Source organism: Aeromicrobium chenweiae (assembly GCF_003065605.1).
In the GTDB taxonomy this organism is placed as follows: Bacteria; Actinomycetota; Actinomycetes; order Propionibacteriales; family Nocardioidaceae; genus Aeromicrobium; species Aeromicrobium chenweiae.
Genome location: NZ_CP026952.1, coordinates 2,340,105 through 2,363,198, shown reverse-complemented (window position 1 = coordinate 2,363,198; position 23,094 = coordinate 2,340,105). Strand labels below are relative to the sequence as shown.

General features: G+C 71.1%; 24 protein-coding genes and 1 pseudogene. 13 read left to right on the top strand and 12 right to left on the bottom strand.

Annotated elements, in window-relative coordinates:
- Positions 1 to 56: 56 nt before the first annotated feature.
- From infB to C3E78_RS11390, 6 genes are all read left to right on the top strand, one after another.
- Positions 57 to 2,846, top strand: coding sequence for a translation initiation factor IF-2 (gene infB / locus C3E78_RS11415; protein WP_108578462.1), 2,790 nt, complete (start codon positions 57 to 59; stop codon positions 2,844 to 2,846).
- Between the two features lie 82 nt (positions 2,847 to 2,928).
- Positions 2,929 to 3,372, top strand: a complete 444-nt coding sequence (gene rbfA, locus C3E78_RS11410; protein WP_108578460.1) for a 30S ribosome-binding factor RbfA — start codon at positions 2,929 to 2,931, stop codon at positions 3,370 to 3,372.
- Entirely contained in the window at positions 3,369 to 4,247 is an 879-nt protein-coding gene (truB, locus tag C3E78_RS11405; protein WP_108578458.1) for a tRNA pseudouridine(55) synthase TruB, read from the top strand. Before rbfA ends, truB begins: the two co-directional genes overlap by 4 nt.
- 16 nt (positions 4,248 to 4,263) lie before the next feature.
- Positions 4,264 to 5,505 carry a phospholipase D-like domain-containing protein gene (locus C3E78_RS11400; RefSeq protein ID WP_108578456.1) on the top strand — a complete coding sequence of 414 codons (1,242 nt, stop codon included), beginning with the start codon at positions 4,264 to 4,266 and terminating at the stop codon, positions 5,503 to 5,505.
- Positions 5,506 to 5,617: 112 nt separating this feature from the next.
- Entirely contained in the window at positions 5,618 to 6,034 is a 417-nt protein-coding gene (locus C3E78_RS11395) for a hypothetical protein (RefSeq protein ID WP_108578454.1), read from the top strand.
- Complete coding sequence (locus tag C3E78_RS11390; RefSeq protein ID WP_108578452.1) at positions 6,034 to 6,885, top strand: serine/threonine-protein kinase; 852 nt, start codon at positions 6,034 to 6,036, stop codon at positions 6,883 to 6,885. The genes C3E78_RS11395 and C3E78_RS11390 overlap by 1 nt, the downstream gene beginning before the upstream one ends.
- A 35-nt stretch (positions 6,886 to 6,920) precedes the next feature.
- Here C3E78_RS11390 and C3E78_RS11385 read toward each other — a convergent pair whose 3' ends face one another.
- From C3E78_RS11385 to C3E78_RS11375, 3 genes are read right to left on the bottom strand one after another with little or no spacing between them, the layout of a single operon-like run.
- Positions 6,921 to 7,580: a response regulator transcription factor gene (locus C3E78_RS11385; protein WP_108578450.1), complete on the bottom strand. Its 660-nt coding sequence runs from the start codon at positions 7,578 to 7,580 to the stop codon at positions 6,921 to 6,923.
- The gene (locus C3E78_RS11380) at positions 7,565 to 8,974 is read right to left on the bottom strand and encodes a sensor histidine kinase (protein ID WP_108578448.1); all 1,410 of its coding nucleotides are present in this window, start codon (positions 8,972 to 8,974) and stop codon (positions 7,565 to 7,567) included. The genes C3E78_RS11385 and C3E78_RS11380 overlap by 16 nt, the downstream gene beginning before the upstream one ends.
- Before the next feature lie 6 nt (positions 8,975 to 8,980).
- Positions 8,981 to 9,289: a hypothetical protein gene (locus C3E78_RS11375; RefSeq protein ID WP_108578446.1), complete on the bottom strand. Its 309-nt coding sequence runs from the start codon at positions 9,287 to 9,289 to the stop codon at positions 8,981 to 8,983.
- A gap of 108 nt (positions 9,290 to 9,397) precedes the next feature.
- On the opposite strand from C3E78_RS11375, the gene C3E78_RS11370 reads away from it, so the two are divergent.
- A complete protein-coding gene (locus tag C3E78_RS11370; protein WP_235833604.1) occupies positions 9,398 to 10,327 on the top strand; it encodes a bifunctional riboflavin kinase/FAD synthetase in 930 nt (309 codons plus the stop codon).
- A gap of 7 nt (positions 10,328 to 10,334) precedes the next feature.
- On the opposite strand, the gene C3E78_RS11365 is transcribed toward C3E78_RS11370, so the two are convergent.
- Positions 10,335 to 11,222: an SGNH/GDSL hydrolase family protein gene (locus tag C3E78_RS11365; protein WP_108578444.1), complete on the bottom strand. Its 888-nt coding sequence runs from the start codon at positions 11,220 to 11,222 to the stop codon at positions 10,335 to 10,337.
- 202 nt (positions 11,223 to 11,424) lie between these two features.
- Here C3E78_RS11365 and rpsO point away from each other — a divergent pair, with 202 nt between their 5' ends.
- The 3 genes and pseudogenes from rpsO (at position 11,425) to kynU (ending at position 15,619) form a co-directional block, all read left to right on the top strand.
- Positions 11,425 to 11,664 carry a 30S ribosomal protein S15 gene (gene rpsO / locus C3E78_RS11360; protein ID WP_372490364.1) on the top strand — a complete coding sequence of 80 codons (240 nt, stop codon included), beginning with the start codon at positions 11,425 to 11,427 and terminating at the stop codon, positions 11,662 to 11,664.
- A 250-nt stretch (positions 11,665 to 11,914) separates the two neighbouring features.
- Positions 11,915 to 14,139 (top strand): annotated as a pseudogene (locus C3E78_RS11355) (polyribonucleotide nucleotidyltransferase).
- A 286-nt stretch (positions 14,140 to 14,425) separates the two neighbouring features.
- Positions 14,426 to 15,619 carry a kynureninase gene (gene kynU, locus C3E78_RS11350; protein WP_108578440.1) on the top strand — a complete coding sequence of 398 codons (1,194 nt, stop codon included), beginning with the start codon at positions 14,426 to 14,428 and terminating at the stop codon, positions 15,617 to 15,619.
- A 3-nt stretch (positions 15,620 to 15,622) separates the two neighbouring features.
- On the opposite strand, the gene C3E78_RS11345 is transcribed toward kynU, so the two are convergent.
- Complete coding sequence (locus tag C3E78_RS11345) at positions 15,623 to 16,291, bottom strand: hemerythrin domain-containing protein (RefSeq protein ID WP_108578438.1); 669 nt, start codon at positions 16,289 to 16,291, stop codon at positions 15,623 to 15,625.
- A gap of 90 nt (positions 16,292 to 16,381) precedes the next feature.
- Here C3E78_RS11345 and dapB point away from each other — a divergent pair, with 90 nt between their 5' ends.
- Positions 16,382 to 17,125 carry a 4-hydroxy-tetrahydrodipicolinate reductase gene (gene dapB / locus C3E78_RS11340; protein WP_199906806.1) on the top strand — a complete coding sequence of 248 codons (744 nt, stop codon included), beginning with the start codon at positions 16,382 to 16,384 and terminating at the stop codon, positions 17,123 to 17,125.
- Positions 17,126 to 17,297: 172 nt separating this feature from the next.
- Here dapB and C3E78_RS11335 read toward each other — a convergent pair whose 3' ends face one another.
- From C3E78_RS11335 to C3E78_RS11320, 4 genes are read right to left on the bottom strand one after another with little or no spacing between them, the layout of a single operon-like run.
- The gene (locus C3E78_RS11335; RefSeq protein WP_108580862.1) at positions 17,298 to 17,603 is read right to left on the bottom strand and encodes an AzlD domain-containing protein; all 306 of its coding nucleotides are present in this window, start codon (positions 17,601 to 17,603) and stop codon (positions 17,298 to 17,300) included.
- On the bottom strand, positions 17,600 to 18,271 hold the full coding sequence (locus C3E78_RS11330; protein ID WP_108578435.1) for an AzlC family ABC transporter permease: 672 nt from the start codon (positions 18,269 to 18,271) through the stop codon (positions 17,600 to 17,602). Before C3E78_RS11330 ends, C3E78_RS11335 begins: the two co-directional genes overlap by 4 nt.
- Positions 18,268 to 18,798: a GNAT family N-acetyltransferase gene (locus C3E78_RS11325; RefSeq protein ID WP_108578432.1), complete on the bottom strand. Its 531-nt coding sequence runs from the start codon at positions 18,796 to 18,798 to the stop codon at positions 18,268 to 18,270. The genes C3E78_RS11330 and C3E78_RS11325 overlap by 4 nt, the downstream gene beginning before the upstream one ends.
- A complete protein-coding gene (locus C3E78_RS11320) occupies positions 18,795 to 19,304 on the bottom strand; it encodes a hypothetical protein (protein WP_108578430.1) in 510 nt (169 codons plus the stop codon). The genes C3E78_RS11325 and C3E78_RS11320 overlap by 4 nt, the downstream gene beginning before the upstream one ends.
- A 50-nt stretch (positions 19,305 to 19,354) precedes the next feature.
- Between C3E78_RS11320 and C3E78_RS11315 the strand changes: the two genes are divergently transcribed.
- Together C3E78_RS11315 and C3E78_RS11310 are read left to right on the top strand one after the other, a co-directional pair.
- Positions 19,355 to 20,149, top strand: coding sequence for a thymidylate synthase (locus C3E78_RS11315; protein ID WP_108578428.1), 795 nt, complete (start codon positions 19,355 to 19,357; stop codon positions 20,147 to 20,149).
- Positions 20,146 to 20,625 (top strand): dihydrofolate reductase, encoded by a 480-nt coding sequence (locus C3E78_RS11310; protein ID WP_108578426.1) that lies wholly within the window; start codon positions 20,146 to 20,148, stop codon positions 20,623 to 20,625. Before C3E78_RS11315 ends, C3E78_RS11310 begins: the two co-directional genes overlap by 4 nt.
- On the opposite strand, the gene C3E78_RS11305 is transcribed toward C3E78_RS11310, so the two are convergent.
- The 3 genes from C3E78_RS11305 to C3E78_RS11295 form a co-directional block, all read right to left on the bottom strand.
- The gene (locus C3E78_RS11305) at positions 20,622 to 21,605 is read right to left on the bottom strand and encodes a glycosyl hydrolase family 18 protein (protein ID WP_108578424.1); all 984 of its coding nucleotides are present in this window, start codon (positions 21,603 to 21,605) and stop codon (positions 20,622 to 20,624) included. The genes C3E78_RS11310 and C3E78_RS11305 overlap by 4 nt on opposite strands.
- Positions 21,602 to 22,768 (bottom strand): mechanosensitive ion channel family protein, encoded by a 1,167-nt coding sequence (locus C3E78_RS11300; RefSeq protein WP_108578422.1) that lies wholly within the window; start codon positions 22,766 to 22,768, stop codon positions 21,602 to 21,604. Before C3E78_RS11300 ends, C3E78_RS11305 begins: the two co-directional genes overlap by 4 nt.
- 64 nt (positions 22,769 to 22,832) lie before the next feature.
- Positions 22,833 to 23,048: an amphi-Trp domain-containing protein gene (locus C3E78_RS11295; RefSeq protein ID WP_108578420.1), complete on the bottom strand. Its 216-nt coding sequence runs from the start codon at positions 23,046 to 23,048 to the stop codon at positions 22,833 to 22,835.
- Positions 23,049 to 23,094: the final 46 nt, after the last annotated feature.

The following is a 23,094-nucleotide window of genomic DNA, read 5'->3' as shown; positions in this document are numbered from 1 at the left end:
TTCGTCAACTAGTGGTCTGATCCTCCTTCGGGGTCGGACCCCCCTGAAGGAGAAAAGTGGCTGTAAGAGTCCACGAGCTCGCCAAAGAGTTCGGCGTCGAGAGCAAGGTCGTCCTCAACACCCTGAAAGACATGGGTGAGTACGTGAAGTCGGCCTCCTCGACCGTAGAAGCACCTGTCGTCCGGCGCCTCAACGAGGAGCACGGCGAGGCCCTGCGTGCGCAGGGCGCCAAGAAGTCCGGTCGCAAGGCTCCGGCCCAGGCCGAAGCCGCCCCTGCGGCTGCACCGACCCAGGCCGCTGCGCCTGCGGCACCTGCCGCTCCGGCCGCGCCGACCCCCGGTCCGGCCGCACCCGCAGCACCGGCACGGACGCCCGGCCCGGTCCCCGGACCGCGCAAGGCCCCCGAGCCGGCACCTGTCGCGAAGAAGGCACCGGCCGCACCTGCGGCTCCGGCTGCTCCCGCGGCTGCTGCCACCCCGGCGCCCGAGGCACCCACACGCACCCCGGGCCCCACGCCCGGTCCGCGTCCGTCCGCCGGTGGCGCTCGCCCCGGCAACAACCCGTTCTCGTCGACGCAGGGCATGCAGCGCAACACGCCGCGTCCGCCCGCCGCCCGTGAGGGTGGCAGCGGCTCCGGCGCAGCGCCGACCCCCGGCGGCATGCCTCGCCCCAACCCGGCCATGATGCCGCGCCAGTCGGGCCTCCCGGGCCCGTCGGCCGGTCGTGGCGCACCCGGACGCCCCGGCGCTCCGGGCCGTGGTGGCCCCGGTGGGGCTCCCGGTCGCGGTGGACCCGGCGGCGGTGGCGGCGGCTTCGCCGGTCGTCCCGGTGGCGGCGGCGCTCCGGGTCGTCCCGGTGGCGGCGGCTTCAGCGGCCCGCCCCGTACGGGCGGTCCTGCGGGTCGCAACACCCGTGGCGGCACCCAGGGCGCGTTCGGTCGCGCCGGTGGTCCCGTCCGTCGTGGACGCAAGAGCAAGCGCGCGAAGCGTCAGGAATTCGACCAGATGCAGGCGCCCGCCATCGGCGGCGTCCGCGTCCGCAAGGGCAACGGCGAGACCGTGCGTCTCACCCGTGGCTCGTCCCTGGCGGACTTCGCCGACAAGATCGGCGCGGACTCGGCATCGCTCGTCGAGGTGCTGTTCCACCTGGGCGAGATCGTCACGGCGACGCAGTCGGCCAACGACGAGACGTTGCTGCTCCTCGGTGAGGAGCTCAACTACAACGTCGAGGTCATCTCGCCCGAGGATGAGGACCGCGAGCTGCTCGAGTCGTTCGACATCGAGTTCGGCGAGGACGAGGGTGCCGAGGAAGATCTCGCACCGCGTCCGCCGGTCGTCACCGTCATGGGTCACGTCGACCACGGCAAGACCAAGCTCCTCGACGCGCTGCGCAGCAGCAACGTCGTGGACAAGGAGGCCGGTGGCATCACGCAGACCATCGGTGCCTACCAGGTCGCGACCGACGTCGACGGCACCGAGCGTCGCATCACCCTGATCGACACCCCCGGTCACGAGGCGTTCACCGCCATGCGTGCCCGTGGTGCCCAGGCGACCGACATCGCGATCCTCGTGGTCGCGGCGGACGACGGCGTCATGCCGCAGACGGTCGAGGCGCTCAACCACGCCAAGGCCGCCGGCGTCCCGATCGTCGTCGCGGTCAACAAGATCGACAAGCCCGACGCGGACCCGACCAAGGTTCGTGGCCAGCTCACCGAGTACGGACTCGTGCCCGAGGAGTACGGCGGAGACACGATGTTCGTCGACGTCTCGGCCAAGGCGGGCACCGGTCTGGACGCGCTGCTCGAGGCAGTCATCCTGACGGCCGACGCATCGCTGGACCTGCGTGCCAACCCGCACCAGAACGCCGAGGGTCTCGTCATCGAGGCTCACCTCGACCGTGGCCGCGGCCCGGTCGCGACGGTGCTGGTCCACCGAGGAACGCTCAAGGTGGGCGACTCGATCGTCGCCGGTCCGGCGTTCGGTCGTGTGCGCGCCATGCTCGACGAGTACGGCAACAACATCGAGGAGGCGACCCCGTCGCGTCCGGCACTTGTGCTCGGCCTGACGGCCGTCCCCGGTGCGGGCGACAACTTCATGGTCGTCGCCGATGACCGTCTGGCCCGCCAGATCGCCGAGAAGCGCGAGGCGCGCGAGCGCAACGCCCTCCTGGCGCAGCGCACGGGTCGCCGGACCCTCGAGGACTTCATGTCCTCGATGGAGAAGGGCGAGACCGACGAGCTGCTCCTCATCCTCAAGGGTGACGGTTCGGGCTCGGTCGAGGCGCTCGAGGACGCACTGGCCAAGATCGACGTCGGCGACGAGGTCGCGCTGCGGGTCATCGACCGCGGTGTCGGTGCGATCACCGAGACCAACGTCATGCTGGCCGCGGCGTCCAACGCCGTGATCATCGGCTTCAACGTCCGGCCCCAGGGCAAGGCGACGGAGCTGGCCGACCGCGAGGGTGTCGAGATCAAGTACTACTCGATCATCTACAACGCGATCGAGGAGATCGAGGCGTCGCTGAAGGGCCTGCTCAAGCCGGAGTTCGAGGAGGCGCAGCTCGGTACCGCCGAGATCCGCGACATCTTCCGCTCCAGCAAGATCGGCAACATCGCCGGTTGCATGGTCACCAGCGGCACGATCCGACGCAACTCCAAGGCACGCCTGCTGCGCGACGGCTCGGTCGTCGCGGACAACCTGGACTTCTCGAGCCTGCGGCGCGAGAAGGACGATGTGTCCGAGGTCCGCGAAGGCTTCGAGTGCGGTCTCGTGCTCAGGGGCTTCAACGACATCAAGGTCGGCGACGTCATCGAGACGTTCGAGATGCGCGAGAAGCCTCGCGCGTAACAGTCACCACCCGGGACGTCATCCCGTGCGAGCCCTCCGGGGCCCGTACGGGATGACGTCCCACTGATTTGGGAGATGGAACATGGCGGGACCGCGTAACGCGAAGGTCGGCGACCGCATCAAGGTCGTCGTGGCGCAGATGCTCGAGCGCCGGGTCAAGGACCCGCGACTGGGCTTCGTCACGATCACGGACGTCCGCATGACCGGTGACGGTCAGCAGGCATCGGTGTTCTACACCGTCATGGGCGACGAGGCGCAGCGCGCCGACACCGCCGCGGCGCTCAAGAGCGCCACGGGCCTCATCCGCTCCGAGGTCGGCAAGCAGCTCGGCACCCGCATCACCCCCTCGATCACGTTCTACCTCGACGCCGTCCCCGAGACGGCCAAGGAGATCGAGGACCTGCTGGCCAAGGTCAAGGCCTCCGACGAGGAGGTCGCGTCGCGCTCCGCCGGCGCCCAGTACGCCGGCGACGCCGACCCGTACAAGAAGCCCGTGGCCGATGAGGACGAGGACGACGACGCGTGACGGACCAGCAGTCGGGGCTCGTCATCGTCGACAAGCCCGCAGGCTGGACGTCCCACGACGTCGTCGGGCGCATGCGCCGGCTGGCCGGGACGAAGAAGGTCGGCCACGCCGGCACGCTGGACCCGATGGCGACCGGCGTGCTGGTGCTCGGCATCAACCGCGCCACGCGCCTGCTCGGCCACCTGACGATGGCCGACAAGGAGTACGTCGGCACGATCCGGCTCGGCCAGTCGACCGTCACCGACGACGCGGAGGGCGAGGTCACCTCCTCGACGTCCGCGGCACACGTGGACGAGGCCGCGGTGCGGGCGATCCTGCCCGCCTACACCGGTCGCATCATGCAGGTGCCGTCGTCGGTGTCCGCGATCAAGGTCGACGGCGTGCGCTCGTACGCCAAGGTCCGCTCCGGCGAGGAGGTCGAGCTCAAGGCCCGGCCCGTGGAGGTCTCGACGTTCGAGGTCGACGAGGTGCGCCACGAGGGCGACGTCGTGGACGTCGACGTCCGTGTCGTCTGCTCCAGCGGGACGTACATCCGAGCCCTCGCGCGTGACCTCGGTGCCGACCTCGGCGTCGGCGGTCACCTGACGATGCTGCGCCGCACCCGCGTCGGGAGCTTCGGCCTGTCGATCGCCCGCACGCTGGAGCAGCTGGAGTCCGAGCTGATCGTGGTCGGGCTCGACGACGTGGCCCGTGCCAGCTTCGCCTCGTACGACCTGGCCGAGCGCGAGGCCGCTGACGTGCGGTTCGGCCGCGCGCTCACCGGGATCCAGCTCGGAGCGCCCGGACCGGTCGCCGTGTTCGACCCGGCGGGGGAGTTCCTTGCGCTCTACGAGCAGCGTGGTGGCGTGGCCAAGCCTGTGGCCGTGTTCGTCTGATCGGTAAGGTCCTCGCATGAGCCTGAGCCGGAGCACCCGTCGTCTGGTCCGGCAGGGACTGCTGGCGACCCTCGTGGCGCAGGTCACGGCGGTCGCGACCCTGATGGGTGCCGACCGCGTCCGTCGCCTCATGCGCGGCCGCAGGGTGCCCGATCTGCCTCCGGCCGTGCCGGTGTCGCACCCGATCGGCGACGGCAGCGTCGCCACGACGTACACCTACGGCGACGCGCTGTTCGACGACATGCTGGCCGCGATCGCGGGTGCCGAACGGCGGATCCTGCTCGAGACGTACATCATCAAGGGCGACGAGACCGGTCGCCGGTTCAAGCAGGCCTTGATCGACGCGGCCCACCGGGGCGTGGACGTCTACGTGATCTACGACCAGTTCGCCAACCTCGTGGTCAAGCGCAGCTTCCTGACGTTCCCGCCGGTGGTCAACGTGCTGGTGTACCCGGTCGTGTCGTCGTGGAAGCTCCTCAGTCCCCGCCACGTCGGTCGTGACCACCGCAAGATCCTGGTGGTCGACGACAAGGTCGCGTACGTGGGCGGCTACAACATCGGCTCGGCGTACGCGACCGAGTGGCGCGACACGCACCTGCGGATCGACGGGCCCGCGGTGTGGGACCTCGACAACGCGTTCGTGGACTTCTGGAACACGCACCCGCGGCGCAACACCCCGATGATCGAGCAGATCCCGCCGACCGGGTGGCGCCCGGAGATCCGGGCGCACCGCAACGTGCCCCGCCAGCTGATGTATCCCATCCGTGGGATGTACCTCGAGGCGATCGACCGGGCGCACCTGACCATCGACATCACCGCGGCGTACTTCATCCCCGACCGCGACATCCTGGCCGCGCTGCTGGACGCGCGTCGGCGCGGCGTGCGGGTGCGGATCATCGTCCCGCGCGTGTCGAACCACGTGGTGACCGACTGGCTGTCCCGCGGCTTCTACGGGCGCCTGCTGCGGGCGGGAGTCGAGATCCACCGGTACCGCGACCACATGGTGCACGCCAAGACCGCCACGATCGACGGCGAGTGGACCACGATCGGCACCGCGAACATCGACCGGCTGAGCCTCCTCGGCAACTACGAGATCAACCTCGAGATCCTCGACCGCGGCCTGGCCCGTGGCATGCAGCAGGTGTTCGCCGACGACTGCGAGAAGTGCGAGCAGCTGACCCTCGAGCAGTGGATGTCCCGGCCGCTCCTGGCCCGGGTCTACGAGGCCATCCTGCGCCCGCTCGCGCCCCTGCTCTGACCGTCGGCGTGGCCCCGGCCGGCGGGTGAGAACCCTCTCACGCGCGGCTCACCCCTGACTCACGTGCGGCCGCGAGTCTCGACTCATCAGCAAACCTGACCGAGGAGAGATCATGGACAAGCTCGTACGCACCGGCATCGTGGCCCTGGCCGGCACGGTCGCCTTCGGGACTGCCGGCTTCGCGGTGGCGGCCGCCCACGCCGAGCCAGGCGGAGGAAGCAGCACCAAGGACGTCGTCGTGAAGCGCGAGGACACGTCGAGCTCGTGGATCCAGTCGACCCAGCTGGACGACGACCCGGACGACCACGGCGGCGACGACCGCGTGAACCGGGCGTCCGACTCGCCGACCAGCCACACCGTCAACACCTCACCGACCAAGAACACCCGGAACACGAAGAACACCAAGAACACGGGGAACACGACGGCGTCGAAGAACACGAAGCACAGCACGCCGACCCGCAACACGGCGAAGACCGTCAACACCTCGCCGACCAAGAACACCACCCGCACCAGCGGCCGTCACAGCTGATGTCGGACACGTGGGGCCTGGCCGGGGGCGACCAGATCGCCCCCGGCCTCACGGCCGTCAGGCCCGTCGGCGGCGGCGACGTGTACGAGGCGTGGCTGGCCTTCGACGAGCGGCTGTACGCGCCGGTCGTCGCGAAGGTCGTCCGGCCGGGCCACGTCGACGCCGGGTCGTCACGGGCCGCGCTGGTCCGTGAGGTCGAGATGCTGTCCCGGGTCAGCCACCCGGGCATCGCACGACTGTTCTCGTACGACGACGAGGGGCCCCGGCCGTACCTCGTGCTCGAGAACGTGGACGGCCCGACCCTGTCGTCCCTCATCTCGACCCACGGCTACCTGCCGCTGCACCAGCTGCTGCCGCTGGGGCTCGAGCTGTGCTCGGCGCTGCACTACCTGCGCCAGCAGGACGTCTGCCACCTCGACCTCAAGCCGAGCAACGTCATCATGGGTGCCCCGGCCAAGCTCATCGACTTCAGCGTGGCGATGGACGCCCAGGAGGCCGCCGGGCTCACCGACCCGGTCGGCAGCGACGAGTACATGGCCCCGGAGCAGTGCCGGCCCGGAGTCCTCGGGACGGTCGGCCACGCGAGCGACATGTGGGCGTTCGGCGCCACGATGTTCCGCGCGGCGGCGGGCTACCGGGCGTACGACCGCGAGCCCCGGTGGGCCCAGCTGGACCAGACCCCGTTCGACCTGCCGCACGTCGTCCCGACAGTGCTCGGCGATCTCATCGTGTCCTGCCTCGCCCCGGACGCCGCCGACCGTCCCGGGCCGGCCGCGGTGGCCGAGGCGCTGGAGCCCCTCCTGGCCCGCCTCCCGCAGGCCCGGCTGTCGGGCTTCAAGGTGAGGCTCTGACCGGACGACCGCATCGCGCGCCCTCGGCGTCCCCGTCAGTCGACGCGGTAGCCGAGGCCGCGCACCGTGGTGATCAGGCGGGCACCCAGCTTCTTGCGCAGGTAGCCGATGTAGACGTCCACCACGTTCGAGCCCGGGTCGAAGTCGTAGCCCCAGACCTGCGACAGCAGCTGCTCGCGCGACAGGACGAGCCCGCGATTGCGGATCAGCACCTCAGCGAGGGTGAGCTCTCGCGCGGACAGCTCGACCTCCCGCTCACCGACGTACGCCCGGCGGCGTCTCAGGTCGATCCGGACCGGACCGACCGAGAGGTCCTCCTGCGGCGCGGCGTCGCCGGGGGAGCGCAGGCGCAGGCGCACCCGGGCGAGCAGCTCGCCGAACTTGAAGGGCTTGGACATGTAGTCGGCGGCGCCGCCCTCGAGCGCGGCGACCGTGTCGGTGACCGAGTCCCGCGCCGTCAGGACGATCACCGGCAGCGTCGGGCGGTCCGCGCTGACCCGCTCCAGGATGCGGAAGCCGTCCAACCCGGGCAGGCCGATGTCCAGCACCATCAGGTCGAACTCGCCGGTGAGGGCGTAGTCCAGTCCCGTGACGCCGTCGGTCACCACCGTGGGCGTGAAGCCCTCCGCCTTGAGCCCCTTGGCCAGGAACGAGGAGATCCGGTCCTCGTCCTCCACGATCAGGATCCGGGACATGTCGCACCTTCCATGGGCAGTCGGACGCGGAACGTGGCGCCCGTGTCCGTGTCGTCCAGCACGACGTCACCGCCGTGCGCCTCCGCGATCGCGCTCACGATCGAGAGGCCGAGGCCGAAGCCCTCGCGAGCATCCTCTCCCTGGGCGAAGCGCTGGAAGATCGCGGGGGCGATGGCCGGGTCCACACCCGGGCCGGAGTCCCGGACCCACAGCTCGAGCCGGCCCTCGTGGGTCCGTGACCCGATGCCGATCTCGTCGCCGACCTCGGTGTGCCGGGCCGCGTTCTCCGACAGCTGCAGCAACGCCTGGGTGATGCGCTGGCCGTCGACCGGGGCGGTCGTCCGCGCGACCGCGTCGAGCACCCACCTGCGGTCGGCCAGCGCCCGCGCCCGCTCGAGCGCGCCGAGGGTCAGCGACTCGACGTCGACTGGCCGCGGCCGGACGAAGTCGGGGCGTCGTGCCTTGGCCAGCATGAGCAGGTCGTCGACCAGGCGCGACATGCGGTCGATCTCGTCCAGTAGCAGCGCCCGTGTCGCGGCGACGTCCTCGGGGTCGTCGACGTCCAGCACCTCGAGGTGCCCGCGCAGGACGGTCAGCGGCGTGCGCAGCTCGTGCCCCGCGTCGTCGAGCAGCTGACGCTGGGCCGCGAACGCCGCCTCGAGCCGGTCGAGCATCGCGTTGAACGTCCGCTGCAGGTCCGACAGGTCGTCGTGGCCCGTCACCTCGATCCGTCCGCCCAGGTCCCCGTCGGTGATGCCCTGCGCCGTCTCCCGTAGCCGCCGCACGGGGCTCAGCAGCCGTCCGGCGCTCCACGACGCGACGCCTGCGACGACGATGACCGACAACGCGGCCAGCAGCACGTACGTGACGATCAGGTCGCGGAGCGGGGCGCGGCTGGCCGCCACGTCGTGGACGACCACGAACGACGAGGTGGACGAGCCGACCGCGATCGGCTGCACGGCGACCCGGTACTCGTGGCCGTCGATGGTCAGCGTCTCGGCGCCGCCGGTCGTGCTGAGCCGCTCGACCAGCGCCGGGAACTGCGTCGACCGCTGCAGCCGGGCGTCGTACTCGCCCTGGTAGCTGGGGCGTCCGTCGGCCGGGAACGCGAAGAGCTGCTCGTCGGGGTCGGGGAGGTTCCGCTCCAGGAACACCTCGAGGAGGCGCTCCGCGGTGGTGAACGGCTTGCCGGTGGCCGGGTCGTCCTGAGCTCGCAGGGTGCGGAACTCGCCGATCTCCTGGCTGATCGTGGAGTCGACGCTGCGGTCGATGCGGCGCGCCTCCAGCACGTAGAGGGTGCCGCCCACCGCCAGCAGGGCGACGGACGTCAACAGGGCGATCGTCGCGGTGAGACGCTGCCGTACCGTCAGGCGCGACCAGGTGGGACGAGTCATCGAGGCTCAGTCGTCTTCGGCGTGGTCGCGGCCTCGGTGGTCGTCGTCGTCATCGTCGTCGTAGTCCCGCGGCTTCGGGTACGACTTGTCGTAGTCGTCGTCATCGTCGTCATCGGTCTCGCGCGGCGACGGCGTGGTCCGCGTGGGTGACGGGCTGGGCGTCGGCGGCGCGGAGGTGGTGGGGGCGATCTCGAGCGGGGAGGTGTCCTGCGGGGCCGGGTCGGCGCCGGCCGACACGCGGATGCCGATGACCACCAGCAGGGCGACCGCGACGACCGACAGGAGCACTGCGGGCAGTCGCCGGGTCACGTTCATGGGTCAACCCTGCCCGATGCGGGGGACCGGGTCGATGAGGTGACGGTGAGAGTGTTCTTAGGTTCGGCTCGCCGCGGCCACGAGCGCGGCGTGTGGCACAGTTTCCTCGTGACGATCTGGCGAGACTTCCCGGGGGCTTCGACCGCGCCGCGGGCCGAGCCGGCCGCTGTGACCGTGGGCAACTTCGACGGTGTGCACCGCGGGCACCAGCACGTCATCGCCCGTACGCGAGAGCTGGCCGACGGCCTGCCCGTCATCGCGATCACCTTTGAGCCGCACCCGCTCGCGGTCGTCGCGCCCGAGCGTGCGCCCAAGCGGCTGACGACGATGCGCCGCCGGGTCGAGCTCCTGCACGCCGCCGGCGTCGACGAGGTCCGCATCCTCGACTTCACCCGCGAGATGGCGGGCTGGACGCCGCAGGAGTTCGTCGACCGGGTGCTGCTCGACCAGCTGCGCACCACGCTCGTGGCCGTCGGCGACAACTTCCGCTTCGGCCACCGCGCGAGCGGCGACACGACGTTCCTGCGGGAGGCCGGCGCGCGTGCCGGCTTCGCGGTCGACGGCCTGGGCCTCGACGGCGGGACCGAGCCGTTCTCGTCCACCCTCGTGCGCCGCTACGTCGCCGAGGGCCGGTTGCCCGAGGCGGCCGAGGTCCTGGGGCGTCCGCACGAGATCTCCGGCGTGGTCCGCAAGGGCGACCAGCGTGGCCGCGAGCTCGGCTTCCCGACCGCCAACGTCCCCGTCGACGAGGCGTACGCGGTGCCGCCGGACGGCGTGTACGCCGGCTGGGTCGTGCGCGCCCACGGCAACCGGCTGCCCGCGGCGATCTCGGTCGGCACCAACCCGACGTTCGACGGCGTGGAGCGGCGGGTGGAGTCGTACGTCCTGGACCGCACCGACCTGGAGCTGTACGGCGAGGAGATCCGCGTGGAGCTCGTGGAGCGCCTGCGCGGCATGGTCCGGTACGACGGCATCGAGCCGCTGATCGCGCAGATGGACGACGACGTCGTCCACACACGCGCCGTGCTCGGCCTCTGACCCGCGGTCAGGACGCGGCGACGACCTTCTCGACCGCGGAGGCGACTGCCGCCATGCCGGTGCCCCGCGGGTGGAGCACCGCGCCGTCGCCGAGGGCGGGGGAGAGGCCGTTGGTCCAGGCGTCGTCGCCCGCGCAGGCGTCGTGGCCCTTCGAGGCGGCGTTCATCGACACGTAGGTCGCTCCCGCGGCCTTCGCGGCGGCCGCCATCGTGCTGTCGATGCTCCGCTCGCCGGCCGAGACGCCCGCCGTGTCGAGCGCGTCCCCGCCCAGCGCGTCGCAGCCGCGGTCCTCGGGGGTCACGCCGAGGTAGCCGACGAGGACGACCCGTGCGTCGGGTGCCCGGTCCTTCACGGCCTCCAGGACCGTGGTGATCCGCTTGCCGGTGCTGCGCAGGATGCCGGGCACCTTGTCGTCGAGGTAGTCCTCGCACGCGGTGCCGGGCCGGGTGCACGCCGCGGAGAGGCTCGAGAACAGGGCGGAGTCGTTGCCGCCGATGCCGACCGTGACGAGCTGCGTGTCCTTCTTCACCGCGTCGATCTGGGCCGGCACCGGGTCGCCACCGCTCAAGGTGGGTGCGGCCTCGAGCACGTTGTCCGTCGTGGCGCCCGAGCAGCTCGCATCGGTGAACGAGGCGGCGTCGATCGCCTTGGCGACGAGGTGCGCGTAGTTCTTGGTCGAGCGCAGGCAGGCACCCGAGGAGCTGTCCGTCGGGTTGAGCTGCGGACCCGCGGTGTACGAGTCGCCGAGCGCGACGTACCGGGGGCCCTTGGCCGCCGAGGTGGCCGAGCCGGTGGAACCGCCGGGGTCCGACGGCGCGGAGCCGCCGGACGAGCTGCAGGCGGCCGTGGCGGCGACGAGCGCGAGGACGGCGAGGAGCGGGCGTGTGCGGACCATGGTGTGGCAGATTACCTGTCGGGGTGTCATCGATTTCCGGCCGGACGTCCCGCGCTGATAGTCTGGACGTTGCCGTGTGATCGGCCACGGATAGAGAGTGCCCCGGTGGATGTGCCCGGGCGCGCCGTGCAACGGAACCCCAGGAGAAAAAGTGTCGAAGAAGACTGCTGCGCCCACAGTTGCGGGCGTCGCCAAGGAAGACATCATCAAGCAGTACGCACTCAGCGACGGCGACACCGGATCCCCCGAGGTCCAGATCGCGCTGCTGACCGCTCGTATCGCACACCTGACCGGCCACCTGCAGGAGCACAAGCACGACCACCACAGCCGTCGTGGCCTGCTGCTCCTCGTCGGCCAGCGTCGTCGCCTGCTGAACTACCTGCAGAACAACGACATCGAGCGCTACCGTTCGCTGATCGAGCGTCTCGGCCTGCGCCGCTAGCTCGCCGGGGCGGCCACTTCACACGAGGTGGCCGCCCCGCCCCTTAGGGGGCAGCCAGCACCACCCCACAACTGCATAACCGCAACACACCAGACGAGAACCCCCCGGTCACGACGCGCTCGGTCCTCGGTAGTGGCCCTCGGGAGCGCCTCGCAGCCTCCCGCGGGCCTCGATCGAAGACCGGCATGGTTTCACCGCCCGAGTGGTTCTCGTCCCTACAGGCAGACACACGTCTGCGGAAGGGACATCTATGTCCGAACTCCACTCCGTCGAGACAGTCATCGACAACGGTGCCTTCGGCACCCGCACCATCCGCTTCGAGACCGGCGTCCTCGCCCAGCAGGCGGCCGGCTCGGTCGCCGCGTTCCTCGACGACGACACGATGCTCCTGTCGGCCACCACGGCCGGCAAGCACCCCAAGGACCACTTCGACTTCTTCCCCTGACGATCGACGTCGAGGAGCGGATGTACGCCGCCGGTCGCATCCCGGGATCGTTCTTCCGTCGTGAGGGCCGCCCCAGCGAGGACGCGATCCTCACCTGCCGCCTGATCGACCGCCCGCTGCGCCCGACCTTCAAGAAGGGTCTGCGCAACGAGGTCCAGGTCGTCATCACGGTCCTGGCGCTCAACCCCGACACCCCGTACGACGTGCTCGCGATCAACGCGGCGTCCGCGTCGACGCAGATCTCCGGCCTGCCGTTCAGCGGTCCGGTCGGCGCCACCCGCGTCGCCCTGATCGACGGCCAGTGGGTCGGCTTCCCGACGCACAGCCAGCTCGAGAACGCGGTCTTCGACATGGTCGTCGCCGGCCGTGTCGCCGGTGACGACGTCGCGATCATGATGGTCGAGGCCGAGTCCACCGAGTCCACGTGGGACCTCGTCCAGAGCGGCGTCCAGGCGCCGACCGAGGAGATCGTCGCCGGTGGCCTCGACGCCGCCAAGGTGTTCATCAAGCAGCTGTGCGAGGCCCAGGCCGAGCTCGCCGCGACCGCCGCCAAGCCGGTCCGCGACTTCCCGATCTTCCTCGACTACGAGGACGACGTCTACGCCGCGGTCGAGGCCGCTGCCAAGGACGACCTCGCCCAGGCGCTGACGATCGTCAGCAAGGCCGACCGCGAGGAGCGCGAGTCCGAGATCAAGGCCGACGTCGTCGACAAGCTCGGCGCCGACTTCGAGGGCCGCGAGAAGGAGATCGGTGCGGCCATCCGCGCGGTCACCAAGACCGTCGTCCGCGAGCGCGTCCTGCGCGACAAGGTCCGCATCGACGGCCGTGGCCTCGAGGACATCCGTGCCCTCAGCGCCGAGGTCGGCATCGTGCCCCGCGTCCACGGCTCGGCACTGTTCCAGCGCGGCGAGACCCAGATCCTGGGCATCACGACGCTGAACATGCTCGGCCTGGAGCAGAAGCTCGACACGCTCTCGCCCGAGACGTCGCGCCGCTACATGCACAACTACAACTTCCCGCCCTACTCGACCGGTGAGACCGGCCGGGTCGGTTCGCCGAAGCGTCGCGAGATCGGTCACGGCGCCCTCGCGGGCCGTGCGCTGCTGCCCGTGCTGCCGACGCGCGAGGAGTTCCCCTACGCGATCCGTCAGGTCTCGGAGGCGCTGAGCTCGAACGGCTCGACGTCGATGGGCTCGGTCTGCGCCTCGACGCTGGGTCTGCTCAACGCGGGTGTCCCGCTGCGCGCGCCGGTCGCCGGCATCGCGATGGGCCTCATCTCCGGTGAGGTCGACGGCGAGCAGAAGTTCGTCACGCTGACCGACATCCTCGGTGCTGAGGACGCGTTCGGCGACATGGACTTCAAGGTCGCCGGAACGCGCGAGTTCGTCACCGCGCTGCAGCTCGACACCAAGCTCGACGGCATCCCCGCCGACGTGCTGGCCGGTGCGCTGCAGCAGGCGTACGGCGCTCGCGTCGCGATCCTCGACGTCATGGCCGAGGCCATCGACGAGCCCGACGAGATGAGCCCCTACGCCCCGCGGATCATCACGATCAAGATCCCCGTGGACAAGATCGGTGAGGTCATCGGCCCGAAGGGCAAGATCATCAACCAGATCCAGGATGACACGGGCGCGAACATCTCGCTCGAGGACGACGGCACGGTCTACGTCGGTGCGGAGAACGGCGAGGCTGCCGAGGCTGCGCGCGACGCGATCAACGCGATCGCCAACCCGACGATGCCCGAGGTCGGCGAGCGCTACCTCGGCACCGTCGTCAAGACGGTCGACTTCGGTGCGTTCGTCTCGCTGTCCCCGGGCCGCGACGGCCTGCTGCACATCAGCAAGCTCCGTGACCTCAACGGTGGCCAGCGCGTCAACAACGTCGAGGACGTCGTCTCGGTCGGTCAGAAGATCCAGGTCGAGATCGCCGAGCTCGGCGACCGCGGCAAGCTCTCGCTGATCCCGGTCATCGAGGACAAGGGCGAGGGCGACGCAGCCCCCGCCGAGGAGCCGGCTGACGCCGACGCCTGATCCGCACGTCCCGAAGGGCCCCAGCCGCATCACGCGGCTGGGGCCCTTCGCCGTCCCCACCCCCCGCCCACGAGTCACGCACGGACGCCGACGAGTCGCGCACGGACGCCCACGAGTCACGTACGGACGCCGAGGAGTCGCGTACGGAGGCCGACGAGTCACGCACGGATACTCGGTCCTCCGTACGTGACTCGTCGCTTGCCGTACGTGACTCGTCAGCGTTCGTGCGCGACGGGGGCCCGGGCAGCATCGCCCGCCCGGGCCCCGGTCGTGAGAGCATCGCCCGGTGCCTGTTTCCCCCGCTGACCTCGATGGCGCCGACCGCCTGAGCGCCTTCCGTGACCGGTTCGTGATCGACGACGACCTGGTCGCGTACCTCGACGGCAACTCGTTGGGCCGGCTGCCGAAGGCGACGCAGGAACGCCTCGCTGCGTTCGTCCGGGAGGAGTGGGGAGGCCGGCTCATCCGTGGCTGGTCCGAGAGCTGGGTCGACCTGCCCGTCGCGGTGGGTGACGAGCTGGGAGCGGCGCTGCTGGGCGCGGCGTCCGGGCAGACGGTCATCGCCGACTCGACCTCGGTCAACCTCTACAAGCTGCTGCACGCGGCCGCCGGTGTCCGCCCGGGCCGCGACGAGATCGTCATCGACGTCACCAACTTCCCGACCGATCGCTACCTGGTCGAGTCGGTCGCGTCCGCCCGCGGCATGACCGTGCGGTGGCTGGAGCCGGACCTGGTCGAGAACGTGACGCCCGACGTCCTGGCGACGGCGCTGGGGGAGCGGACGGCGGTCGTGGTGCTGAGCCACGTCGACTACCGGTCCGGGACGCTGCTGGACCTGCCGGGCCTCACCGATGCCGTCCACGCGGCCGGAGGGGTCGTGGTGTGGGACCTGTGCCACTCGGCGGGCGTCGTCCCGATCGCCTTGGACGCAGCCGCCGTCGACTTCGCGGTCGGCTGCACCTACAAGTACGTCAACGCCGGCCCGGGAGCGCCGGCCTTCGCGTACGTCGCGGCGCGGCACCTGGCCGATGCGCGACAGCCGATCGCCGGGTGGTGGAGCGCGGCCGACCTGTTCGCGATGTCCGACACCTACGAGACCTCGCCGACGATCCGGCGGATGCTCAGCGGCACGCCGTCGGTCAGCGGCATCCTGGCGGTCCAGGAGGGTGTGCGCCTGATCGCCGAGGCGGGCGTGGACGCGATCCGTGCGAAGTCCGAGGCGCTCACGGCGTACGCGATCGAGCTGCTCGACGCGGCGGGGCTGGAGATCGTGACACCGCGCGAGCCCGGGCTGCGCGGGAGCCACGTCACCGTCCGGCATGCGGAGGCCCGCGAGGTGGCAGCGGGGATGATCGAGCGCGGCGTCGTCCCGGACTTCCGGGAGCCCGACCTGATCCGGCTGGGCCTGTCCCCGCTCTCGACGTCGTACGCGGAGGTGGCGGCGGGTGTCGCGGTGCTGGTCGACTGCGCCGCACGCTGAGCCTCAGCCCGGGGGTCGCAGGGTGCGGATCTCCCGCTGGTACCTGCGGCGGCCGACGAGCCGGTAGAGCACCCGCCCCGGCGCCGGGACGTCCGCGAGGATCTGCTTGCGCTCGTCCGGGCCGGCGTCCTCGAGGATGTAGCCCAGCTGCACCAGCAGGCGGTTCCTCGGGATGCTCGCCATCCCGGCCTCGCGGAGCCGGTCCCACTCCGCCTGGGTGAAGGACGTCGCCGCGACCGGGAGGATCTCGGTCTCCTCCTGGCCCAGGTGGTCGTCGAGCCGCGCGGAGATGTCGTCGAGCAGCGCCGCCAGCCGCTCGCGGGACCGCTCGTCGGCACCGCCGGTCGTCCACGCTCGGCCGAGACCCTCGACCTCGTCGAGCAGCGTCGACACCGCAGCGTGCTGCTGCCGCATCTGGTCGACGTGCAACGCGCACGCGGGTGCCCGGTCGACCATGGTGTCCCAGAGCAGCCGGTCCTCGTTCTGGTGGTGATGGTGCAGAGCGGTGACGATCTCGTCGAGGTAGGTCGTCACCCGTCGTGCCTGTGCGGTGTCGCCGGGGGCGACGTGACGCACCATCGACGGCGCGAGCCCGAACTCACGGCGGAACACCTGGTGGATCATCTTCATGTCGTCGGTCTGACAGCCGAGCCGTCGGACGTCATCGGTCATGCCACAGCCTCTCGTCCTGTCGCCCCGATCCGTCGAGGGTAGGACGGAGCGCCGTCCGGGGGAAGGGGTCCGTCTCGTACGATCGTGGCCATGACACGGGTGGCAGTGCTGGGCGCCAAGGGGCGCATGGGTTCGGAGTCGGTGCGCGCGATCAACGCGGCCGAGGGGCTGGAGGTGGTGGCGGAGATCGACCTCGGCGACTCGCTCGAGCAGATCACCGCGGCGGGGGCCGAGGTCGCGCTGGACTTCACCCAGCCGCACGTCGCGCTCGACAACGTCACGTGGTGCATCGAGCACGGCGTGGACGTCGTGGTGGGCACCTCGGGATTCGACGACGAGCGCATCGCGGCCGTGCGGTCGGCTCTTGGTGACGACCCGTCGACGGGCGTGCTGGTCGTGCCCAACTTCTCGATCGGCGCGATCCTCATGATGCGGTTCGCCGCGACGGCCGCGCCGTTCTTCGAGTCGGTCGAGGTCATCGAGATGCACCACCCCGACAAGGTCGACGCGCCGTCGGGCACCGCGGTGCGGACCGCCGAGCTGATCGCCGAGGCGCGCCGGGCGGCCGGGTCCGCCGACCTGCCAGACGCCACCACGACCGATCCCGACGGGGCCCGCGGCGCCAAGGTCGAGGGCATCCCGGTGCACTCGGTCCGCGCGCGCGGTTTCGTGGCGTCCCAGCAGGTGCTCCTCGGCGGCGTCGGCGAGGAGTTCACGATCCGGCACGACTCGCACGACCGCACGTCCTTCATGCCCGGCGTGGTGGCCGCCGTCCGCGGCGTCGGCAGCCGTCCCGGCGTGACCGTCGGCCTGGACGACATCCTCGGGCTGTGACGGTTTCCCACGATCTCCTGGGAAACCGTCACCCACCTCGCGGTTCCGCGCTCCCCGTGGGTCTTCGTCACCCCCCTCGGGTTGAGACGCGCGGGGAGTGATCAAACCCCACGGTCCCGTGGGAAACCGACCGCAGTTTCCCAGGTTCCCGTGGGAAACCGACACCGCCGCGTCAGAGCTGGCGGACGAGGGCGGCGACGACGGCTGCGGCGACGACCATCGGCAGGAACGGGACGCGCAGGGCCAGCAGCACGGCCGCGACGCCCAGGGCCAGCAGGCGCGCGTCGACCTGCACCGACGAGCCGTCGGCGAAGACCTGCACCGCGATGAGGGCCCCGAGGAGCCCGGCCGGGATGAGTTCGACGGCCCGTACCGTCAGGGGGTGCTGCAGCACCCGCTCGGGCACGGACAGCCCGGCGTACTTCAGGGCGAAGCAGCCCACCGTCATGACGACGATGCCGCCCCACAGGGCCGTCACGACCTCCCTCCGGGCCGCCACAGCATGCCGAGCAGGACGGCCGTCCCGCCGCCCAGGATGATCGGCAGCCCCGCGCTGGTCACGGGCACGAGCCCGAGCGCTACCGCGGCACCCACCAGCGCGACCAGGCGCCCCTGCACGGACGAGAGCCGCGGCCACAGCAGGCCGAGGAACGCCGCCCCCACCGCGGCGTCGAGGCCGTACGTCCGCGGGTCGCCGATCGCGTTGCCCGCCCACGCACCCGCCGCGGTGGAGAGGTTCCAGAGCACGAAGATCGAGATGCCGGTCCAGTAGAACCCCAGCCGGGCCTGGCGCCGCGACGTCCGGGTGACGCCCATCGCGGTCGACTCGTCGATCACGAAGTGCGCCGTGGCCAGCCGTTGCGCGGGGTCCAGGTCGAGCTTCGGCGCCATGCTGACCCCGTAGAACAGGTTGCGGCTGCCGAGCAGGATCGCGGTCAGGGCACCCGTCAGCGGGTTGCCGCCCGACGCGATGATGCCGACGAACGCGAACTGCGACGCCCCCGTGAAGACCAGCAGCGAGATGAGGCAGGTCTGCAGCACGCTGAGGCCGGACGCCGTCGAGATCGCACCGAACGAGACGCCGTACGCCCCGGTGGCGAGGCCGACCCCGAGCGAGTCGACGATGATCGACCGGTCGGTCGTCATGCCAGCGTGGTGTGGAGCCGGATCTGCTTGACGGTGCCCCCGCTATCGCCGGCGAGCTCACGGTGGGCGCCGTCGGGCTCCCAGCCGGACTCGGTCACGAACGCCCGCAGCGCGTCATCGGTCGTGCCCACCCACCAGCGGCCCCGGGTGAACTTGTCGGCGACCAGGGTGTCGACGGCCGCCTGCAGCAGGCGTGAGCCGTGCCCCGCCCGCTGGTGGGCGGGGTCGACGACGAGCTCGCCGATCTCGCCATCGGTCACCTGGTCGCTGTCCGGGTCGTACGACGGGTGCACCAGCGCGAAGCCGCGGACGTCGGCCCGCTCCAGCCCCACCAGGACCCGCAGACGGGCGTCCTGGGGCGCGGTGATGAGCGTGGCCCACCGCTCGGCGAGCTCCGCCGGGTCGAGGGCGTCGACCTCCTGCTCCGGGACGACGCCGTTCGCCCGCCACGACGCGAGCTGCACCCGGACGATCGCGGGGGCGTCGTCGGGCCAGGCGAGGCGGGCGCTGACGTCGGCGGTGGTCATGCGGTCGGACGTTCGATGAAGCTCTCCACAAGGCGGGAGTCGGCGCCCTGGGCGTCGAGCACCGCCGCGGTCAGCGAGGTGTTGCGCAGCGTGGGCCAGATCTCCCAGACGAGGACGAGCAGCCCGGGGAAGCCGGCGATCACGAGCGGCCAGCCCCCGTGGTCGACGACGAACGTGACCAGGACCGCGATCAGCAGCGGCGCCTCGCAGTACATGAGCTTGCGGACGGTCTGCGTGGCGAACGTGCCGACGGCGAGCCTCTGCTGCTCGGCGGGGTCGAGGTCCGGGGACAGGGGAGAGGTCGACAGCCAGACCCGCTCGGCGAGGAAGGCGCCGATGCCGACCAGGACGACCAGCGCGACCGCCAGCCACACCGGCGGGTAGTCCGCGTCGGAGCCGCCGAGCATGAAGAACAGCAGCACGAAGAACCCGGCGGTCAGACCGACCTGCAGCAGGGCGAAGTTCCGCACCTCGGAGGGTGTGGCGTCGAACTCGTCACGCGGCATGGACAGAGTTTCGCACACGATCGGTGGGTCCGGATTGATAGTCTGCGTGCATGCGGGCCTACCTCGATCTCGTCCAGCGCATCCTCGACGAGGGGGTCGCCAAGGGCGACCGCACGGGCACCGGCACCCGCAGCGTGTTCGGCCACCAGATGCGGTTCGACCTGTCCGAGGGCTTCCCCCTGGTCACGACCAAGAAGATCCACGTCAAGTCCGTCGTCGGCGAGCTGTTGTGGTTCGTCAAGGGCGACACCAACGTGCAGTACCTCCACGACCTCGGGGTGTCGATCTGGGACGAGTGGGCGGACGACAACGGCGATCTCGGCCCGGTCTACGGCTACCAGTGGCGGTCCTGGCCCGCCCCGGACGGACGGCACATCGACCAGCTCGCGCAGGTCATCGAGCAGATCAGGACCAACCCCGACTCCCGCCGCCACGTCGTCAGTGCGTGGAACGTCGCCGACCTCGACGCCATGGCACTCATGCCGTGCCACGCGTTCTTCCAGTTCTACGTCGCCGACGGCAAGCTGTCGTGCCAGATGTACCAGCGGTCCGCCGACGTGTTCCTCGGTGTGCCGTTCAACATCGCGTCCTACGCGCTGCTGACCCACATGGTCGCCCAGGTCACGGGGCTGGAGGTCGGCGACTTCGTCCACACGATCGGCGACGCGCACCTGTACGTGAACCACCTCGACCAGGCGCGTGAGCAGCTGACGCGCGAGCCGCGAGCGCTGCCCGAGCTGTGGCTGGACCCGTCCGTCACCTCGATCGACGGCTTCACGCCCGAGTCGATCAAGATCACCGGCTACGACCCGCACCCGCTCATCAAGGCCCCGATCGCCGTATGACCGTCACGATCGTCGTCGCGATCGGCCGCAACGGGGTCATCGGACGCGACGGTGACCTGCCGTGGCCGCCGACCGGGGACCTCGCCCAGTTCAAGGCCCTCACGATGGGCCACCCGATGGTCATGGGACGCACGACGTACGAGTCGATCGGCCGGCCCCTGCCGGGCCGCACGTCGATCGTGCTGACCCGCGACCCGCAGTGGGCTGCTGACGGCGTCGAGGTCGCCGACGGCCTGCCGTCCGCGCTGGCCCAGGCCGAGAAGCTCGACGATGACGTGTTCCTCATCGGCGGGTCCCAGGTGTACGCCGCCGCGATCGAGGCCGGCGTCGTCGACCGCATGGTCGTCACGCACGTGCACCTGGCGCCCGACGGCGATGCCTGGTTCCCCGAGGTCGACTGGTCGCAGTGGCGCGAGACCGACCGGCAGCCCTACGACGGCTACGACATCGCGACGTACGACCGCGTCGCGCCCTAGCGCAGGCGGCCGGACGAGCCGATCTGCCAGATCGACACCCCGTGCAGCCGGTGGGACCGGGCGATCTTCTCGCGGGCCCGCAGGGAACGCCGGTCCGACCACCAGATCTTCCGGCCGCCGGAGAGCCGCGCGGACCACTCGCCCTGCTCGGCGCGCCAGCGGGCCTTGCCGCCTGCGCGCTTGCGGGCCTGGGCGACCGAGAGGGTGCCGCTCCCGCGTCCCCACTGGTAGCCGTACGCGGCCACGCCGAGGTCGATCTTGCGGTTGGGCAGGACCTTCGTGAAGTAGCGTAGCTCGCGCCGCACCCATGACAGGGACCCGATCGGCCCGGGACCGGACCACCCCGGCCCGTGCTGGTCGTACGCCATGAGGACCAGCCGGTCGAGGTGCGGCGCGAGGGCCTTCAGGTCGTACCCCCGGGCCAGGTAGCCGCGCCGGTCGGTGGAGGCCATGAACGCCATCGACACCGACCGGCCGGGCAGCGCCGCCTTGACCTCGCGGGTGAAGGCGACGAGCCCGGCCACGTCGCGGGCCTTCAAGGACTCCAGGTCGATCTGGACGCCGTCGAACCCGCGCGCGGCCCGGGTGAGCGACCGCACGACGGACGCACGCGCCGGCGCAGAGGTCAGCATGCGGTGGGCGAGGGGTTCGTCGAAGTCCCCGAGGCGGTCGCTGAAGTTGCTGAGCAGCAGGACGGCCTTGCGGCCGTGCCGGTGTGCGGCGCGGCGCAGCCGAGTGACGTCCGCGCTGACGGACGAGACGCGGGTCGGCCCGTCGAGCGCGACACCGGAGATCGCGATCGTGCGCAGGTAGCGGCCGTCGCGGGTCACGTCGGACGGCGAGGCCGAGCCCTGGAGCGCGTAGCCGGTCGCGTGGACGGGTGCCTGTGCCGAGGCCGGGACGGTGGTGCCGCCGGCCGCGAGGGCCAGCGCGGTGAACGCGACCAGGCCGCTGCGGCGGGCCGAGGTGGAGACGCTCATTCGCGGGGGTTGCCTTCCTCGTCGACCGCCGGCTGCTGGCCGGTGAGCCGGGCGGCGCGGTCGTCGCCCTGCTGGTCGCCGCTGAACAGGCCGGTGGCCTCCTCCTCGCTCGGACGGCGCGGGGCGGTCCGCTTGACGGACTCGACGCGGAACCGCGGCAGGCCGCCCTCGTCGGCACCCTGCAGCCAGTCGATCATCCGCTCGCGCACGAAGCACCGCAGGTCGAACAGGGTGGGTGCGTCCTTGGCGGTGACGAGGATGCGGATCCGGACCCAGCCGTTGACGGCGTCGGTCACCTGCAGCACCTTGGTCCGCCCGTCCCACAGCTCGGTGGTCGGCAGGATGCGGTCCAGCTCGGCGCGCATGCCGTCGGGGCTGACCCGCCAGTCCAGGTCGAACTCGACCGAGCCGAGCAGCTCGGATGTCTTGCGTGTCCAGTTCTGGAACGGCGTCGTGGTGAAGTACGTGGCCGGCAGGACCATGTTGCGGTCGTCCCAGAGCCGCACGACGACGTAGCTGAGCGTGATCTCGTCGACCCAGCCCCACTCGTTCTCCACGATCACGGCGTCGCCGTAGCGGATCGAGCCGCTGAAGGCGATCTGCAGGCCCGCGATCAGGTTGCTGAGCGTCGACTGGGCGGCGACCGCGGCGATGACCGAGATGATGCCCGCCGACGCGAGCACGCTGGCGCCGGCGGCGCTGACGCCCGGGAAGCTCAGCAGCACGGCGCCCGCGGCGAGGGCGACGATCGCCACGAGGGTGATGCGCCGGATGACCGCGGTCTGGGTCCGGGCGCGGCGGGCGAGCAGGTTGTCGGCCGCGTCGAGGCGGTAGTGGCGCAGCGCCGTGTCCTCCAGCGACAGCACGATCGCGCCGACCAGCCACGCGGCCGTGACGATGATCCCGATGTGCATCGCGAGCTCGACCCACCGGCCGAGCTCCTCGCGCTCGGACCACGGCGCGTCGCGGGAGATGGCCACCGCGCACGCGATGACGAGCAGCAGCAGCCGGAACGGGGTCGCGGCGGTGCGGCTGAGGTACCGCGCCATGGGGTAGCGGCGGCCGACCCGCCGGGTGACCAGCGCGACGACGGCGGCCACGACCAGGGCATTCACCAGCGCGATCCCCAACGTGGGGGCGAAGTCCCGCCAGGAGTCACTCATGGACCCATGGTCGCAAGCCCGGACCGATCGTGCGCACGGCGCGCCGCGATCGGTCCGGCGCGCCTCACCAGCTGAGCTCGATCTCGATCTCGTTCTCGTCGCCGAGCTCGACCTCGAGGGAGAAGCTCACCTCGTCGGGGACGTCCACCGTGACCCGGTTCCCACCCCGCTCGAGCTCGATCGAGTTGTGCCGTGAGAGGGCGTCGGCCAGTGCGCGCAGCCGGTCGGCGGCGGCCTCGCGGGACAGGCGCTCGGTGCTTTCGGTCTCGAACAGGTTCATGGGGTCTCCTTCGTCGGGGCAGGTGTGACCACGCTAGTGGGCTCCC

Excerpts from the sequence above, each read along its gene's own strand:
- rbfA (WP_108578460.1), top strand. The coding sequence starts at position 2,929 with ATGGCGGGACCGCGTAACGCGAAGGTCGGCGACCGCATCAAGGTCGTC.
- C3E78_RS11400 (WP_108578456.1), top strand. The coding sequence starts at position 4,264 with ATGAGCCTGAGCCGGAGCACCCGTCGTCTGGTCCGGCAGGGACTGCTG.
- C3E78_RS11395 (WP_108578454.1), top strand. The coding sequence starts at position 5,618 with ATGGACAAGCTCGTACGCACCGGCATCGTGGCCCTGGCCGGCACGGTC.
- C3E78_RS11390 (WP_108578452.1), top strand. The coding sequence starts at position 6,034 with ATGTCGGACACGTGGGGCCTGGCCGGGGGCGACCAGATCGCCCCCGGC.
- C3E78_RS11385 (WP_108578450.1), bottom strand. The coding sequence starts at position 7,580 with ATGTCCCGGATCCTGATCGTGGAGGACGAGGACCGGATCTCCTCGTTC.
- C3E78_RS11380 (WP_108578448.1), bottom strand. The coding sequence starts at position 8,974 with ATGACTCGTCCCACCTGGTCGCGCCTGACGGTACGGCAGCGTCTCACC.
- C3E78_RS11375 (WP_108578446.1), bottom strand. The coding sequence starts at position 9,289 with ATGAACGTGACCCGGCGACTGCCCGCAGTGCTCCTGTCGGTCGTCGCG.
- C3E78_RS11365 (WP_108578444.1), bottom strand. The coding sequence starts at position 11,222 with ATGGTCCGCACACGCCCGCTCCTCGCCGTCCTCGCGCTCGTCGCCGCC.
- C3E78_RS11345 (WP_108578438.1), bottom strand. The coding sequence starts at position 16,291 with ATGACCGATGACGTCCGACGGCTCGGCTGTCAGACCGACGACATGAAG.
- dapB (WP_199906806.1), top strand. The coding sequence starts at position 16,382 with ATGACACGGGTGGCAGTGCTGGGCGCCAAGGGGCGCATGGGTTCGGAG.
- C3E78_RS11330 (WP_108578435.1), bottom strand. The coding sequence starts at position 18,271 with ATGACGACCGACCGGTCGATCATCGTCGACTCGCTCGGGGTCGGCCTC.
- C3E78_RS11325 (WP_108578432.1), bottom strand. The coding sequence starts at position 18,798 with ATGACCACCGCCGACGTCAGCGCCCGCCTCGCCTGGCCCGACGACGCC.
- C3E78_RS11320 (WP_108578430.1), bottom strand. The coding sequence starts at position 19,304 with ATGCCGCGTGACGAGTTCGACGCCACACCCTCCGAGGTGCGGAACTTC.
- C3E78_RS11315 (WP_108578428.1), top strand. The coding sequence starts at position 19,355 with ATGCGGGCCTACCTCGATCTCGTCCAGCGCATCCTCGACGAGGGGGTC.
- C3E78_RS11310 (WP_108578426.1), top strand. The coding sequence starts at position 20,146 with ATGACCGTCACGATCGTCGTCGCGATCGGCCGCAACGGGGTCATCGGA.
- C3E78_RS11305 (WP_108578424.1), bottom strand. The coding sequence starts at position 21,605 with ATGAGCGTCTCCACCTCGGCCCGCCGCAGCGGCCTGGTCGCGTTCACC.
- C3E78_RS11300 (WP_108578422.1), bottom strand. The coding sequence starts at position 22,768 with ATGAGTGACTCCTGGCGGGACTTCGCCCCCACGTTGGGGATCGCGCTG.
- C3E78_RS11295 (WP_108578420.1), bottom strand. The coding sequence starts at position 23,048 with ATGAACCTGTTCGAGACCGAAAGCACCGAGCGCCTGTCCCGCGAGGCC.